Below are 15,610 nucleotides of genomic sequence, written 5' to 3' on the forward strand. Positions count from 1 at the left end.
GCTCTATCAGGCGGTTTCTTATCAGAACATCATTGCCATCCAGGGGTAACCAATCACCAGCAGGGCGACAAGGAAAATGCCCCCGAAGATAGTACCCAGCCGCCAGTAGTCTCTGGTCGGCAGATAGCCACTGCCATAGTATATAGGGCTTGGGCCAGTGCCGTACGGTGTAATGATCCCCATGATACCAAGCGAAGTCACCATCAGCAGGCAAAATACCTGCATATTCATACCAGGAATGTTTGAAGCAATGGTTAGCATAGCGGGCAGGAGTGCGGTGGTGTGCGCGGTGGTGCTGGCGAACAAATAGTGCAACAGATAAAAAGCCAGAAGCAGGACGATGGTTGCCGTGCCGGGAGAAATACCCTGCATCATTGCACCACCTTCTTTACCCAGCCAGGCAATAAATCCCGTTGAGGACAGCCCATGCGCCAATGCGACCAGTGTGGCAAACCAGGCGAAGGTGTTCCAGGCGGCTTTGTTCCCGGTAATATCATTCCATTCCAGTACGCCGGTCCACAGCATCAGTACAATCACCAAAAGTGCAGCCAGAGCAGGCTCAATAAAGCTCGTGGCAAAAATCCACATCAGCAGTGCAGCACAGACAAATACCAGCAGCAGCATTTCATTGCGCGACATTTTGCCGAGTTTTTTCAGCTCCCGGCTGGCCCACTGCGGCACATTGTCATTGATTTTTACTTCGGGTGGATACAGCCAGTAAACCAGCAGCGGCATGGTCAGAATGAGTAACAGGCCCAGCGGCAGAAAGGCGATAAACCAGGTGCCCCAGGAAAGTGTGATGCCCGTGATACTTTTCACCAGGGCCAGGGCCAGCAGGTTAGGTGCCAGTGCAGACAGGAACATGGAACTGGTGATACAGGCCGCCGTGATGGCTACCCACATCAAATACGAACCAATTCTGCGCGCGCTGGGATCGTTGGGTCTGGAATCGTACAGTGGGGGCAGGTTGGAGATGATGGGGAAGATTGTTCCGCCGCTGCGCGCCGTATTCGAAGGAGTGAAAGGGGCTAACAGAAGATCGGCCAGTGTAATGGCATAGCCAAGCGTCAGGCTACGACGACCAAGGTATTTGACCAGAATCAACGCCAGACGGCGGCCAAGCTGGGTTTTGTCGTACCCTGCGGCAAACATAAAGGCCCCGAAGATCAGCCACACAGTAGCATTGCCAAATCCGCTCACCGCCCACTTAAACGACTGGCCTGCCAGTTTAAATGTGGGATCTGCCAGCTGCTCGGGGCTAAATAACAACCACTGGCTGCCCAGGGCAATCACCACCACGGCGGTGAGACCAATCACCGCACCCGGCAGTGGTTCGAAAATCAGTCCGACGATAACCCCAATGAAAACGGCGAAAAAATGCCATGCGTGAGGCTCGAGTCCCTCGGGAACCGGCACACCCAGCAACAACAGTGTGATGACGACAGGAAGGGCCATCATCAGACGGTTTTTCGTGCCATCCTGTATTTTTCCCGCTTTTTTCAGCGGCAGTGAAAGCGATTTATCAGTCATAGTACAAGCCTGCCAGTAGTATTAATATTCGATTCAGCCGCTTATTTTTTACCTGCGGTTATTGGCAATACAATTAAAGTCTTCTGTCACTTTAATTCGGTCATTTATTTAACTGCCTGCCCGTTAATTTTATCCAGGATCAGGATTTACCCAGTACAAAAGTGACCTATCTTGCTTTTTATTAACAGTGAATAAGCACATCGCGGTGAGTGAAATTAACTGAATAGTTATATTTTGCGCTTTTCGATAGGGTGATACTTGATCAAGATCAAGTAATTACCTTTGATTATTTTTTGAAAGATAAATAAAACACCTCCCCTGTCTGGTTGATTGATATTTTCGTTTTGTTAAATTAAATGGTGATGATTGTTATTGATTAGGGTTTTTCATGTTTTTTATAAGCTTATTATGATGATTTTTTTTGATATTTAACTACTTTATTTTTGTTAATTAAGTGTCAAATTAATATTTTATTCATATTTAGCTGCGTTATTTTTTGATTCAGTATGAATTTCATTGCTGATGTATAACGCAATTGCATAATTCGATAGTTTAATTACTAATGTAATTACTTTAGTAATTAGAAACAGGAATATATTAGTGCTATGCCATCGATACACAACTAAAAATAACAATTACGTTAGCAGATAAATTCTGATTTTCTTAAACGTCCGGAGTTGACCATTATGAGAAATAATTTGCGTATCTTCAGCCTATTCAATTTACCGGTCGTGACGCAGACTTGCTGATTACGTATGCTTTGCGCTTTGGAGGTAACATATGGCTAAAGTTGATGTCGTCTGCCCTCAGTGCAATGAAACTCATGCTGTACGATGTAACGGACATTCAGCATCCGGTGCCCAACGTTACATCTGCAAGCATTGTTCAAAGACCTTTCAGCTCAACTTTAGCTACTCCGGTGCCAAACCAGACACACACCAGACCATTGTTAATATGGCCATGAATGGTTACGGATGTCGCGATACCGCACGGGTTCTCGGTATCAGCCTCAATACGGTTCTGCGGCACGTAAAAAAATTTCGCCAAAGCAGGTAGCTGAGAATATCGACCCCGAAACGGAGGTTGTTATCTGCTGTGAAGCCGGTGAACAATGGTCTTACGTGCGGTGTAAAAGCAATCCCCGGTGGTTGTTCTATGCTTATGACCGTATCCGCAAACGTGCTCTGGCCCACGTCTTCGGCCCGAGAAATGCCCCGACCCTGCGACGATTGCTGGCCCTGTTAAGCAAATTTAACCTTGCCTTTTATATGACAGATGCCTGGCCGGTTTATAAAGTTCTGTTAAGTGCAACAGGCCACGTGGTGAGCAAGAAATATACCCAACGGACAGAACGGCATAATCTTAATCTTCGCACACATATCAAACGACTGACCCGCAGAACAATTTGCTTTTCGAAGTCAGAGGAAATGCACGATAAGATCATCGGTTGGTATCTTACTCTTCATCATTATCAATAAATTTGCGTCACGACCCAATTTACCTAATGGTATTGAATTGAAAAACCATCTGATGATGGCACCCATGACAACCTGCACCAGATTCCATGATGGAACGGTCAGCAGTGAGCGTGTGGAATATTATCAGGCGCGAGCGGGCAGTATTGGCACGGTAATTGTGGAATGCTGTTTTATTGATGAGTCAGGACGGGCTTTTCCATATGCGACTGGCATCGACAATGATGAAAAAATTGCCGGACTGGCAAAAATTGCCCGGGTAATCAAAGCGGAAGGCTCAAAGGCGATCTTGCAGATTTACCACGGGGATCGCATGGTTGACCCGAAACTTATCGGTGAGCGTACACCGGTGGCACCCAGCGCGCTGGGTGCTGAAGCCGTTGCCGATATGGAGGTGAAGTTTGGTGAAGCCGTACGGCGCACGATTCAGGCTGGTTTTGACGGTGTGGAGATTCATGGTGCCAACACCTATTTAATCCGGCAGTTCGGTTCGCCCAATTCCAATCAGCGCGACGACGAGCGGGGCGGTAGCCGTGACAAACGTGCCAGGTTTCCGCTGGCGGTGCTGGAGATCACCCGGTAGAAAGTCCGCCAGTATGCTGACGATGCCTTCATCGTTGGCTATCGTTTCTCGCCAGAAGAAACAGAGGTTCCCGGTATTCGCTTTGATGGCACCCTCTGGCTACTGGAAAAGCTGGCACAGTGCGGGCTGTATTATCTGCATTTTTCAATGGGCCGACTGCTCCGTTCTTCCATCGTGGAGACTGGCGATCCGACACCTTTAATCGATAAATTTCTGGCTAAACAGCCCGGGGTGCTGGCTGAGATCCCTGTTATGGACGTCGGCGGCGTGGTGAATGAGGCGGATGCGCGGCAGGCACTGGTACATGGTTATGATTTGGTCGCCACAGGCCGTGCCTGTATTGCCTGTCCTGACTGGGCTGATCGCGTTGCTAATGGCGAAGAACCGGTGCTTTTTATCGACAGTACGCAGCGTAAGGTGAACCACATTCCAGAACCGCTATGGTGTTTCCCGCTGGTAGAGGCGATGATTCGGGATACCAGCATGGCCGCTGCAACCTTTAAGCCCGGCACCTTTACAGAGAAAGTGCAGGGCGATGCAGCCGGCTTAACTATCTGCGTTCATCTGGAAACCGATCATATTACTGACATTGAGCTGATGCCAGGGCTGACAGACGATATTGAATTCACTACCCACTTTGGCGAAATACGTAACCGGATCCTTTCGGCCAACAGCCCCATGTTGACGCCGTTTCGGGAGCCACCGTGCAGAGTGAAGCGTAAAAAAAGCGGTTTCCAGAACTATGCTCAAATCCACTGCATTACAGCTGGCGATAACACGGCGATGGCGGCCTTTGATGTGGTGATTGTTGGAAGTGGCGGTGCCTGACTCGCCGTGGTGAGTCAGGTTCATGATGCCGCTGCCGCGTGCTGATCGTGGAAAAAATGCCGACCCTGGGCGGCAATACTATCAAGGCTTCTGCCGGAATGAATGCGGCAGAAACCCGCTTTCAACGGGTGAAAGGCATTCAGGACAGCAAGGCAAGCTTTTACGCAGAAATCTTAAAAAGTGGCAAAAATAATCCGGCGCTGCTGCATCGTTTTACAGAGAACAGGCTGCAGGCGATCGAATGACTGGCAAAGCACTGCATCATGCTCAAGGACATCACCACCGGCGGTATGAGCGTTGATCGTACCCACAGGCCCAGAGATGGATCGGCAGTGGGCAGCTACCTGATCGGCGGACTGGTACGCAATGTGTTTCGTCGTGATATCACTGTGATGCTTGATACCGCCGTCACCGACATTGAGACCAACCGGGGCGCAGTGTACGGTGTGCAGCTGTTGAATAATGAAAATGATCGGATAAGTATTCGTACCCGTAGCGTCATTGTGGTGACAGGGGGCTTCAGTGCGAATCACCAGATGGTGGTAAAATATCGCCCGAATTTGGCCGGGTTTGTTACTATCAACCACAAGGAGGCAACCGGGAGCGGTATTGCGTTACTTGAACAGATTGGTGCGGATACGGTGGATATGGGTGAGATTCAGATTCACCCGACGGTGGAGCAAAACAGCGCTTATCTGATTTCGGAATCTATTCGCGGCGGCGGTGCTATCCTCGTTAATCAGCAGGGCAATCGCTTCTGCAATGAAATGGAAACCCGCGATCACATCTCGGCACAGATTATCGCGCTGCCGGAGAAACACGCCTGAATAGTCTTTGATGAAAACGTCAGGGTAAAAATAAAGCAGCCGATGAGTATATTGCCCGGGGTCTTGTGGTCGTTGCGGATTCACCGCGTCGGCTGGGGATGGATCACCATCGCTTCCTTGCCACACTGGAATGCTACAACGGTTTCGTTGAGCAGCAGGATGACACGGCCTTTGGTCGTAAACGGCGATGCGTCACCCGCTGAAAGCAGCACCCTTTTACGCAATTCATATCGCGCCCGGCGTCCATCACACCATGGGGGGCGTGACCATCAACGGCGATGCGGCGGTGCTGGATAAACAGCAGCAGGTTATTCCGGGAGCATTTGCCGCCGGGGAAGTGGTCGGCGGCCTGCACGGTGGTAATGCTGTTGCTGATATTATTCTCTTTGGCATCCTTGCGGGCCAGCAGGCGGCAAACCGGGCGAAACACTAAGCTCTTGCGCCCCGCCCGCCAGCGAGGCGCACGGTAATAAGGAGACTGACATGTCCTCTGAGCATCATATTTACAGCTATTCTGCCGTGTTGATGGGGTCTCCTATCCTGCTGAAACTGTTCAGGCACGATGAGGCCCTGGCTGCTCATGCGTTCCGCTTAATAAAAAAATATGAAGATCTGCTGACCGTTAATCGCGCCCGCTCCGAAGTAATGGATATCAATCTTGCGGCTGGACACCATGCGGTGAGGGTCAGCGATCCGGTTTTTGCGCTTATTAAGTGTGCACTGGCGGCGAGTTTGTTAAAGGATAGCAGCTTTAATCTGACCATCGGACCGCTGGTCAAACGCTGGCGCATTGGTTTTCAGGGTGACAGTGTGCCGCCGCCGGCTGAGATAGCGGCGTTGTTGCAGCGCACCCGGCCACAGCAGGTTATTCTGGATGATGCCGCACGCACGGTGTTTCTGGCTGAATCCGGCATGGAAATTGATCTTGGCGCTATCGCCAAAGGTTTTATTGCTGATCGTGTTCGTGACTATTTACAATCGCAGGGGATAGCACAAGGATTAATTAATCTGGGTGGCAACGTGCAGACGCTGGGCGCACCGCCGGATGGCTGGTCGGTAGGCCTGAAAAAGCCGTTTGCCGCCGATGATGCGTTGGTGGGTGTTATCACCGTGCGAGACAAATCCCTGGTGACCTCAGGGGTCTATGAACGCTACTTTGAACAGCATGGCCGACGGTATCATCATATCCTCGATCCCCAAACCGGGTATCCCCTGGATAATGAGCTGGACAGCGTTACCATTATTTCCACGGACTCACTTGATGGTGACATCTGGAGCACGTTGATTTTTGGCATGGGCGTGAAAAAGGGCTGTACGCATCTGCGCCTGCAGCCGGGAATTGAAGCGATACTGGTGACCAAACAGCGTGAAGTGATTCTTTCTTCCTCCAGCCAGTTTTCTTTCACCCTGGTGGACAATCATTACCAGGTCATGACTGGCAGTACTGTCTGAGCAGTTCATGATGTTCCACCTTGAGGCGGTAATGGTAGACAGGATGTCCGGTCAGACCGTAGTGGATGGTAGTGAAAAGAATGTCGATCTTCGTTAACCAGATCAAATAGTTGCGGCAGGAAACCCACGAGGCATTTACTGCTGCTGCCAACTCCTCGGTAGAAAACTCGTTAACGGAATGCGTATCAATCCACTGGCGAAGTGTACGCAGCGTTTGTGGCGTCAGCCCCTTAGGGAGCTTGCGCACATCGGCAATAATCGGTGTACCGCCGTGAATCAGTCTGTCCACGTCGGCCTGTTGATAATACTGATGCGAGTCAGTCAGTTTCTTTTTCTCCCGCCAGCTGGTTAATGCCTCTTCGAAACGCGGAAACTGGAGGGGGCTTTAGCAGGCAGCCCACAACGCCATAATGTCTTGATTTCTGAACGCTGGTAACGTCAGAAGCGGATGAAATCACAATTACATCAATGGCGGCTACTGCGCTTCGCAGGATCGGTAACAAATCAAGGCCGTTATCCTTCTGCAGATAAATGTCCAGCAGTATTAAATCGATATGCAGCGCCGGGTTGTTGATCATCTCTTCTGCCTGATGCGGCGTGGCGGCGTGACTAGAGCAGGTAAAACCTGGCACCTGACTGACACAGACGCGGTTCAGTTCGGCCACTATCGCATCATCGTCAACTATTAATACATTTATCATGCACTTTTCCTTCCGCTGCTCCAGGGGGACTGTACAAAAAATTGGGTAAACACACCCGGCTCGGATTCAACGGTAAGCGTGCCGCCAGGTTGTTCTGCCTGTTGTCGCGGAAGAGTTAAGCTCACGCCGTGCTCGCCGCCTTTAGTGGAGAATCCTTTCTGAAAAATTGTCTCAATATGTTCAGGGGCGATGCCGGGGCTATCGTCGCTGACTTCACATCCCAGCCAGCCATCCTGATAGTGCAGCAGCACGCTGACTTCACCGTCGGACTGTTCTGATAAGGCCTCTAATTTTTTTATGATGGAAACAAATGGATCATTTTCGGGGGTGGCCTGAGGTGATATACGCACCTGATTCAATCAGATAGCGTTCTGCATTCTCGATTTTGCCCTCGGCATCATGGCCATAGCGGGCGAAAAGCATGGACAAAAGGCATTCTGCCAGCGCCATACCCGACACCACTGGCTGGAAAAATGAAGTGCTGCCCACTGAAAACAGTAACGTGCATTCAGCCGCCTGCGCTAAAGGAGAAGCCAGCGAGTCAGTGATGGCGATAATACGCGCATTGGCTTTGACCGCGGTATCCAGCACCGCCAGCGACTCACGGGAATAGGGTGCGAAGCTGGTTATCAGCAGACAATCTTTGGCGGTCAGTTCTCGGGTAAAGACTTCGATATTGCCTGCCAGTCCGTCAATCAGTGAGGCCTGACGATTGAACCATCTGTAGGCATAGAAAAGTGACCAGGCAACGGGGAATATCGCGAAAGCCACAGATATAGACGCTATCCCCCTCATCCAGCACGGTGATAGCCTGCTGTATTTTTTGTTGGTTTTCCGAATGTGTAAACGTCAGGCTGGCCTGATATGCGTGAAAAACCTCGTTGTATCATTCAGGTTGCGTGCCTTTGGCGAGGAGTTTTTCCGCTTTGGCAGCGTAAGTATCATTATGCAGCCCATGTCGTTAATCATGGCGCTTTTAAGCTCTCCCCATCCATGATAACCGAGGCGTTGTGCAAGCCGCAGTCGCGTGGCGTGCTTGAGGTCGCCTTCAGCGCCAAAGGCCCGTATGGATTGCACCACCAGCCTGTTAGCATGTTGCAGAATGAATTTGGCGACGCACTGGAATTCTGGCGAAAGTGAGTTGAACTGTTCGACAATTTTTTCTCGTGGATTCATATCATTAAAGATTTTCTACAGGCGGGAAAAGTAGGACGCCGCGGTCATCCCGGATAAGTTGATATAAACACATTTGCACTGAATAGAAAAACACAGACTGCCATGAGCGATAGCGTTGAATGATAAAGCAGTAAGCATTGGGTAAATACACAGCGTGGCAACCACGCGCGATTTTTAGAGGCACAGTACGCCGCCAGTGCTGACCTCGCGTGATAAGAGGCCTGTGACGTTAGCTAACAGGCCAGCGGCCTGATGCAGATGAAATACCGAACTGGCGAGATGCGCAATCACGCCAATGCAAGCGTTCAGCACCCGACACGTTTTCCTGCAAAGGATGAGCCTTAATAAGGCTGCTACAGAAGGAAGAGCCGGGCTGAAGCGCATTTTTTAAACCAGAATAACCTGAACGCCTTTATCACGAAGTTTGGTTATTACAGAGGTATCTGCATCTTCACCGGTAATCAGGATATCGATCTGCTCACTGCGACTGAACAACATGCCAGCGCGCTGACCCACTTTAGTGCTGTCGACCAAAACCACGAGTTTACCCACGTAGTTCAGCATTTTTTGCTCTGCCATCGCGGTGAGCATATCCGTTTTATATAAACCATCCTGGGTTAATCCTGCACCGCTGGTATACATCCAATGGCCGGCATACTGGCTGGCATCGCCATCCTGGGGAGCCAGGGTAATGGCCTGACTTTTATGATATTGCCCCCCCATGATCACTACACTTTCGTGTTCTTGTTCAATAAGATAATTAGCTAGCGGCAAATAGTTAGTGATTACCTGGATCTCTTTCCCGCTGATTTCCTGTCCCAGTAAAAAGGCCGTTGAACCACAGTTTATCACCACACTTTCACTGGGCTTGCAAAGCCGTGCAGCGGCTTTGGTAATGCGTATTTTTTCGTCAAGATTATCGGTTTGATGAATATTAAGCGGTGTCCAGTTCTGGCGAGGCAACGTAACAGCTTCAGCACCGTTACGCACTTTACGTAATTTTCCCAGTTCGTTAAGTTTGGTGATATCGCGCCGTGCAGTGGCGGGGGAAATAGCAAAACTCTCGATCACGTCATTGACAGAAATATGTCCCATGCGCTGAAGCAGCTCAAGGATCGCATTATGGCGCTGTAATTCCGTCATGATAACTCCGCAGAAAGTGAGTGTTTTTCGTGATTATAATTGAGCAAAGAAATCATTCAATATTCATTTCATAAACGGGCGGGAGTAACTTCCGCCCGTTTATGCTTACAGGAAGGCCTTGAAAGGTAAATCAGGGGCGATGGTAAAGCAGTCATCAAACCCTCTGGGATAATGATATTCAAGGTTGTCTTTATCATCAGGATAAGTGAATTTACCGCCAACCTGCCAGATGTAGGGCTTGAAACCGTATTGCAGGCGATCTTTTTTCATTTCCCACAGCTGACGAATTTCCTGCGGATCGGCCTGGAAGTTTGACCAGATATCATGATGGAAAGGAATAACAACGTTAGTATTCAAAGATTCAGCCATACGTAAAATATCAACGCTGGTCATTTTATCCGTGACGCCCCGAGGGTTTTCACCGTAAGAGCCCAGCGCCACGTCGATCTTATACTCGTTGCCATGTTGCGCATACGTATTGGAATAGTGTGAGTCACCGCTGTGATAAAGATTACCGCCGGGAGTTTTAAACAGATAATTGACGGCACGTTCATCCATGGTATCAGGCAGTTTTCCTGCTGCAATTTGATCGGGAGGGAGCGTAATCAGCACGGTGCGATCAAAAGAATCCAGCGCGTGAATGTCAACATCCTTAATACGTACGACTTTGCCCGGTTTCATTACGATACAGCGCTCCGCCGGAACACCCCAGCTTATCCACAGGTCGACACAGGTTTGTGGGCCAATAAACGGCACGCTGGATGCGCAGTTTTGCATGACGGCGGCGGCAACGTTGACATCGATATGATCGTTGTGATCGTGCGTAGCCAGAACGGCATCAATTTCCCTGATGGCAAAAGGATCAACTACAAAAGGGGTGGTTCTCAGGTTTGGTTGCAGCTTTTGACAGCCCGCCATGCGCTGCATCTGATGCCCCTTTTTCATCAACGCCTCAGCATGGTTTTTTTTACCTACCCCGCACCACAGATCGACACAAAGATTTGCACCGCCTTCGCTCTTCAGCCAGATGCCGGTACAGCCCAGCCACCACATAGTGAATGTACCCGCAGCGACCCGCTCCTGCTCGATCTCTTCATTTAGCCAGGTTCCCCATTCTGGAAACGTATTAAGTATCCATGATTCGCGACTAATGGTTTCAACTTTGCTCATGTTAATCCCTTATCGGTGTCAGATATTATTTGTAATCATAAATGATCATTTCGTGATTTTCATGGCCAGGATAACATTGCAAATAATCGAATGCAATTGCGATTGCTTACATTATATTGTTTTATATGATGTTAACGGTTTTAGCTATAAGTTAATTTTCATCGTTTCTGATTTTGTTTTTTGTATATATTTGAGATTGAGCAGGTTTTTTAGCATTTTTCAGCAGATTGCAATCCGGTGTCTTGCGATTATGATCACAAATAATCATTTTTAATCTTTTAATGATTTTGTGTCGACGATAAAGTGCCTGACATCCCGGTTTAGTGTGTGATCGTGAAATCAGGCGTGGTGCCTGCACAAAGTGCCGGGGGTAACGGAGATCAATATGGAATGGCTCTACACCGTATTCACCGTTTTTTTTGATCAGGTAATGACCAATGCGCCTTTGCTGTTGGGCATTGTGACAATGCTGGGATACATCCTGCTCAGAAAAAGCATCAGCGTGGTAGTTAAAGGCACAATAAAAACCATTATCGGTTTTATGTTACTTGGTGCCGGATCCGGCATTTTGACGGGAACTTTCAAGCCGTTGGTGGTCAAGTTATCTGAGATTTATGGCATTAATGGCGCAATATCCGATACCTATGCCTCAATGATGGCAACGGTTGAACATATGGGGGAGGCATACAGCTGGGTTGGTTATGCCGTGCTGATTGCACTTGCGCTGAACATTCTTTATGTCTTTTTGCGTCGGGTGACGGGCATACGCACCATCATGCTCACCGGGCATATTATGTTCCAGCAGGCGGGGTTGATTGCGGTGTTTTTCTACATCCTTGGCTATCCAATGTGGACCACCATTTGGGCAACGGCCATCCTGGTTTCGCTGTATTGGGGGATCACCGCCAATATGATGTTCATGGTTAGGAAACTGAATCATCGTTTTAAAAATTTCCTGACCATGAGCAGCAGTGTCTGTAATGCAGTAATGATGTGCCATCGGGAACGTTATGGTCATAAAATGGCATTTGCGGCGCGTTTTTAACCTGAAAGCTGTTTTTCAGACGCACTTATCCCGCAGTCTGTGCCAGAAGCCATCGTTTCCGGTCGATGTTATGCAGTCTTTCTGCCACCAACTCCGACGCGTGCCTCCCGGCCTGCGCACTGCTGAAGCGCAGTCGGTTGCCGCACAGAATGCATTTGTACGGATCCGTGCGCAGAAATTCTTTCATCAGCGCGGCGAAGCCGGGCTTCTCCGGTTTTTTCCGCGCTTCCATCTCCAGGGCTTCATACACCTTCGGCAGCAGGCTACCCCGTTTACGGTTTGATAAAAAACCGTAATAACGCACCATCTTAAAATGCTTCGCCGGGATATGGCTGATATAACGTCCGATCATATCTTCCTGCGTCAGCGTCTGCTGCCGGTACTGCTGCGTACGGTGGTCGTAATAGTGGTGCACCACCGCGCCGCCGCTGTAGTGCCTCAGCTTCGCCGCCGACACGGGGGGCCGTTTCAGGTACCGGCCCAGATATTTGACGCTCCGCCAGGCCCCCCGGGTCTTCTTCGCGAAGTGGACCTTCCAGCGGCGCCCGTACTGCGCCTGCAGATAGCGCAGCCACTGTTTTTTGTCGTGGATATGCCCCAGCCCCGGCAGCCTGCCGGGGTTAATCAGGTCATAGCTGTGGCGCAGCAGCCGGATGACGGCTCCGCGCCAGATTTCCTCCACGGCATGCTTTTTAAAGAAGAGGTCGCGCCATACGCCGTGTTTAATATCAAGCCCGCCGCGGGTGACGGAGAGATGAATGTGGGGATGCTGGTTGAGCTGGCGACCGTAGGTGTGCAGGGCGCAGAAGATACCGACTTCCACACCCTGTTTTCTGGCCCAGCGGAGCATGGCGCGGGTGGCTGCGCGGAACAGGGCATTGAGCAGAGGCCAGTTATTGTTGAAAAAGGGCCACAGCAGATGGGGCATGGTGAAGGTGATATGCTGCCAGTCGCAGTCGGGCAGAATTTGCTGTTGCTCTGTAATCCACTGCTCCGTGGCCTTATGTCCGCAGGAGCTGCAGCCTTTTGATTTACAGGTCTGGCAGAAGAAGCGGGTGTGGGTGCAGTCCGGGGAGGCGCAGCAGTATCGCTTCACCCCCATGGCAGCAGTGCCGCAGGCGAGCATGCGCTCGACGCAGAGTACGGTCCAGGGGCTGAGGGTATCCCCGTGTTTATCCATATACCGGTTCCAGGCGTCATCAGTGGTGAACAGCAGTTTTGCCGGGCGCGGGATATACATGCGGCGGATTATCGCTCTGCAGTGGCACCGGTATTATAGTGCCAGTCGTCACAGTCATCGGCCCAGTTGTCGGTGTGTTTATCCCAGGGAGCGAAGGTCACCGGCAGCATGCCGGATTCTGTGGCGATAATAAACACATCGGCTGGCATGGACTCAAGGACGACATCGCCGTCGGGTGAGTCAGGCGGCTCAAAGCCGCGGATGATGCAGACGAGAGGCGGGTCGAAGTGTGTATCGAGGAAAAACTGTGGCCCCAGGTGGACACAGTGACGAATGGCATCCTGCGGAGTGTCGTAAAAAACTCGTCGGGGTCGTCATAATCGCTCCGGGGCGGAATGGACACCAGAAAACGCTTAGGATATCCGGGTATAGCGCGTCGGGACGAGGGCGTGGGTTTACGCTTTCTGGGGGCTTTGCTACGGGCAATGTGAATGATTTCCTGAGAAATTAACATACCGCAGAGTATAAAGCTGTGAGCCGGTCATGAACACCCTCGGAACGGCAGAGCCGTGACGCTCGCCCTGTAAGGGCGCTATGTTCAAACCCACCCAGGCTGTTACGGAAAACAGCGGGTTTTCCATTGGTCATCAGCAGCAGTTTGCTTCATGGCTGGCCTGTAAAATTGCTCCTTATGTAGGGCGACGTGAGGAAAGTGTTGAAGACCTCAAGCTGCCAGGCTGGTTGAATATCTTTCATGACAATATTGTTTCGACTGCCATCGTAATGACGGTCTTTTTTGGTGCCATTCTTTGCTCATTCGGCCTTGATACGCTGCAACAGATGGCCGGAAAAACCCACTGGACAATCTACATCCTGCAAACCGGCTTTATGTTTGCCGTAGCGATTTTCATCATCATTCAGGGCGTCCGTATGTTTGTGGCCGAGCTGAGTGAGGCATTCAACGGCATCTCTCAACGATTGATCCCCGGTGCGGTGCTGGCGATTGACTGTGCAGCAATATACAGCTTTGCACCCAATGCTGTGGTTTGGGGATTTATGTGGGGCACCATCGGGCAACTGATTGCGGTTGGCATACTGATGGCAATGGGGTCGGGCATTATGATCATTCCTGGCTTTATTCCCATGTTCTTCTCCAATGCGACTATCGGCGTCTTTGCCAACCATTATGGTGGCTGGCGTGCTGCCATGAAGATTTGCCTGGTGATGGGCATGTTGCAGATTTTTGGTTGTGTATGGGCAATTAAGCTGACGTCGCTTAGTGCCTGGATGGGAATGGCTGACTGGTCAATTCTGGCTCCACCATTGATGCAGGGCTTTGTCAGTACAGGCATGATTTTTATGGGCGTGGTGGGTGTCATTGCGCTGCTGTATATGTTTTTTGCCGGACGAAGCCTCCGTCTTGAAGAAGACACTGAAAAGCGGGCAATAAAGCAACCAGCATCGTCATCGTCCTGAACAGTCGGTTCACTTAACATGGAGAAAGACAAATGACAGTACGAATTCTGGCAGTGTGCGGTTGTGGGCAAGGTAGTTCAATGATTATGAAAATGAAAATTGGACAATTTCTGACTCAGCAAGGTGTTAAACATACGTTGAACAGCTGTGCCGTAGGTGAATACAAATCGGAGCTGGCGGGCGCAGATATCATCGTGGCGTCAACCCATGTCGCAAGTGAAATCACCGTGAGTGACAGTAAATACGTTATTGGCGTACGCAATATGCTTTCGGCAGAGGATTTTGGCCCCAAAATAATGGATGTCATAAAAGAAAAGTTCTCTTCTTCTCTGGTGAACTAACTGACTGTGCCGGAAACCGCTACTTCTGCCGTTTACTGCCCGGCACGGCGCAGCGCGGACAGGCAGAGAAAACAGCCTCAACGTCTTATCCGGGGCTGACCAAAAGTGGGGCACTCTTCCATGCAGTTATTGAGTGTTGTGCTGGGGCGAAAATGTGCTTTCCCCAACCAAACAGACACAGGGAGTACAGATGAAATTACGCGATTCTTTAGCCGAAAATCGGTCAATACGACTGCAGGTCGACGTCGATAACTGGCAACAGGCTGTGCGTACTGGTGTGGATTTACTGACGGAGGCCGGGGTAGTCGAACCGCGTTACTATCAGGCCATTCTTGATGGCGTCGGGCGCTACGGGCCGTATTTTGTTATCGCACCGGGACTTGCAATGCCACATGCTCGCCCGGAAGAGGGCGTCCTGAAAACCGGTTTTTCGTTAGTCACCCTGAAAAAACCGGTGAGATTCAATCACGAAGATAACGATCCTGTTGATATTTTGATCACGCTGGCGGCAGAGGATGCCAATACGCATCAGGAGGTCGGCATCATGCAGGTAGTGAATTTGTTTGAAGATGAAGCAAACTTTGATCGACTCCGTGCCTGTACCACCGCTGGACAGGTGCTTGATTTAATTGACCATACCTCTGCTGCTCCACACGCCACCCAGCCTTAGTAAAAGGAATTCA

The 15,610-nt window shown here is 50.3% G+C and carries 10 protein-coding genes and 6 pseudogenes; 7 read left to right on the plus strand and 9 right to left on the minus strand.

What is annotated here, in order from left to right:
- Nucleotides 1-21: 21 nt before the first annotated feature.
- Entirely contained in the window at nt 22-1,530 is a 1,509-nt protein-coding gene (locus tag LU633_RS05375) for an anion permease (protein WP_016193148.1), read from the minus strand.
- Nucleotides 1,531-2,310: 780 nt separating this feature from the next.
- Here LU633_RS05375 and LU633_RS05380 point away from each other — a divergent pair.
- The 3 genes and pseudogenes from LU633_RS05380 to LU633_RS05415 all read left to right on the plus strand — a co-directional run bounded on the left by LU633_RS05380 (nt 2,311) and on the right by LU633_RS05415 (nt 6,695).
- Nucleotides 2,311-3,008, plus strand: a protein-coding gene (locus tag LU633_RS05380; protein ID WP_233481996.1) for an IS1 family transposase whose coding sequence is annotated in 2 segments (ribosomal slippage) — nt 2,311-2,560 and nt 2,560-3,008 — 699 coding nt in all. Because the reading frame shifts where the segments join, the coding sequence is not laid out codon by codon here.
- A gap of 52 nt (nt 3,009-3,060) precedes the next feature.
- A pseudogene (locus LU633_RS26120) lies at nt 3,061-5,676 on the plus strand (flavocytochrome c).
- Nucleotides 5,677-5,726: 50 nt separating this feature from the next.
- Nucleotides 5,727-6,695 (plus strand): FAD:protein FMN transferase, encoded by a 969-nt coding sequence (locus tag LU633_RS05415; protein ID WP_016193155.1) that lies wholly within the window; start codon nt 5,727-5,729, stop codon nt 6,693-6,695.
- Here the strand turns inward: LU633_RS05415 and dcuR are convergent.
- The 6 genes and pseudogenes from dcuR to ulaG form a co-directional block, all read right to left on the minus strand.
- A pseudogene (dcuR, locus tag LU633_RS05420) lies at nt 6,673-7,396 on the minus strand (two-component system response regulator DcuR). The gene LU633_RS05415 and the pseudogene dcuR sit on opposite strands and share 23 nt — an antisense overlap.
- A pseudogene (locus tag LU633_RS05425) lies at nt 7,393-7,686 on the minus strand (ATP-binding protein); the annotation flags it as partial. The pseudogenes dcuR and LU633_RS05425, both read right to left, overlap by 4 nt.
- Before the next feature lie 25 nt (nt 7,687-7,711).
- Nucleotides 7,712-8,572, minus strand: a pseudogene (locus LU633_RS05430) (MurR/RpiR family transcriptional regulator).
- Nucleotides 8,573-8,746: 174 nt separating this feature from the next.
- Nucleotides 8,747-8,884 carry a hypothetical protein gene (locus LU633_RS05435; RefSeq protein ID WP_157275276.1) on the minus strand — a complete coding sequence of 46 codons (138 nt, stop codon included), beginning with the start codon at nt 8,882-8,884 and terminating at the stop codon, nt 8,747-8,749.
- A 75-nt stretch (nt 8,885-8,959) separates the two neighbouring features.
- The gene (gene ulaR, locus LU633_RS05440) at nt 8,960-9,715 is read right to left on the minus strand and encodes an HTH-type transcriptional regulator UlaR (RefSeq protein WP_016193159.1); all 756 of its coding nucleotides are present in this window, start codon (nt 9,713-9,715) and stop codon (nt 8,960-8,962) included.
- Between the two features lie 105 nt (nt 9,716-9,820).
- Complete coding sequence (gene ulaG / locus LU633_RS05445; RefSeq protein ID WP_016193160.1) at nt 9,821-10,885, minus strand: L-ascorbate 6-phosphate lactonase; 1,065 nt, start codon at nt 10,883-10,885, stop codon at nt 9,821-9,823.
- 385 nt (nt 10,886-11,270) lie between these two features.
- Between ulaG and LU633_RS05450 the strand changes: the two are divergent.
- Nucleotides 11,271-11,804, plus strand: a pseudogene (locus LU633_RS05450) (PTS transporter subunit IIC); the annotation flags it as partial.
- 151 nt (nt 11,805-11,955) lie between these two features.
- Here LU633_RS05450 and LU633_RS05455 read toward each other — a convergent pair.
- Both LU633_RS05455 and LU633_RS05460 read right to left on the minus strand, forming a co-directional pair.
- Nucleotides 11,956-13,170, minus strand: coding sequence for an IS91 family transposase (locus tag LU633_RS05455; protein WP_046371879.1), 1,215 nt, complete (start codon nt 13,168-13,170; stop codon nt 11,956-11,958).
- A gap of 8 nt (nt 13,171-13,178) precedes the next feature.
- Nucleotides 13,179-13,319, minus strand: coding sequence for a hypothetical protein (locus LU633_RS05460; RefSeq protein WP_161796965.1), 141 nt, complete (start codon nt 13,317-13,319; stop codon nt 13,179-13,181).
- A 385-nt stretch (nt 13,320-13,704) separates the two neighbouring features.
- Between LU633_RS05460 and LU633_RS05465 the strand changes: the two are divergent.
- From LU633_RS05465 to ulaC, 3 genes and pseudogenes are all read left to right on the plus strand, one after another.
- A pseudogene (locus LU633_RS05465) lies at nt 13,705-14,586 on the plus strand (PTS transporter subunit IIC); the annotation flags it as partial.
- Nucleotides 14,587-14,618: 32 nt separating this feature from the next.
- Nucleotides 14,619-14,927 carry a PTS ascorbate transporter subunit IIB gene (ulaB, locus tag LU633_RS05470; protein WP_016193164.1) on the plus strand — a complete coding sequence of 103 codons (309 nt, stop codon included), beginning with the start codon at nt 14,619-14,621 and terminating at the stop codon, nt 14,925-14,927.
- A gap of 190 nt (nt 14,928-15,117) precedes the next feature.
- Nucleotides 15,118-15,597 carry a PTS ascorbate transporter subunit IIA gene (gene ulaC / locus LU633_RS05475; RefSeq protein ID WP_016193165.1) on the plus strand — a complete coding sequence of 160 codons (480 nt, stop codon included), beginning with the start codon at nt 15,118-15,120 and terminating at the stop codon, nt 15,595-15,597.
- Nucleotides 15,598-15,610 lie beyond the last annotated feature (13 nt).

The organism is Erwinia tracheiphila (genome assembly GCF_021365465.1).
Taxonomy (GTDB): Bacteria; Pseudomonadota; Gammaproteobacteria; order Enterobacterales; family Enterobacteriaceae; genus Erwinia; species Erwinia tracheiphila.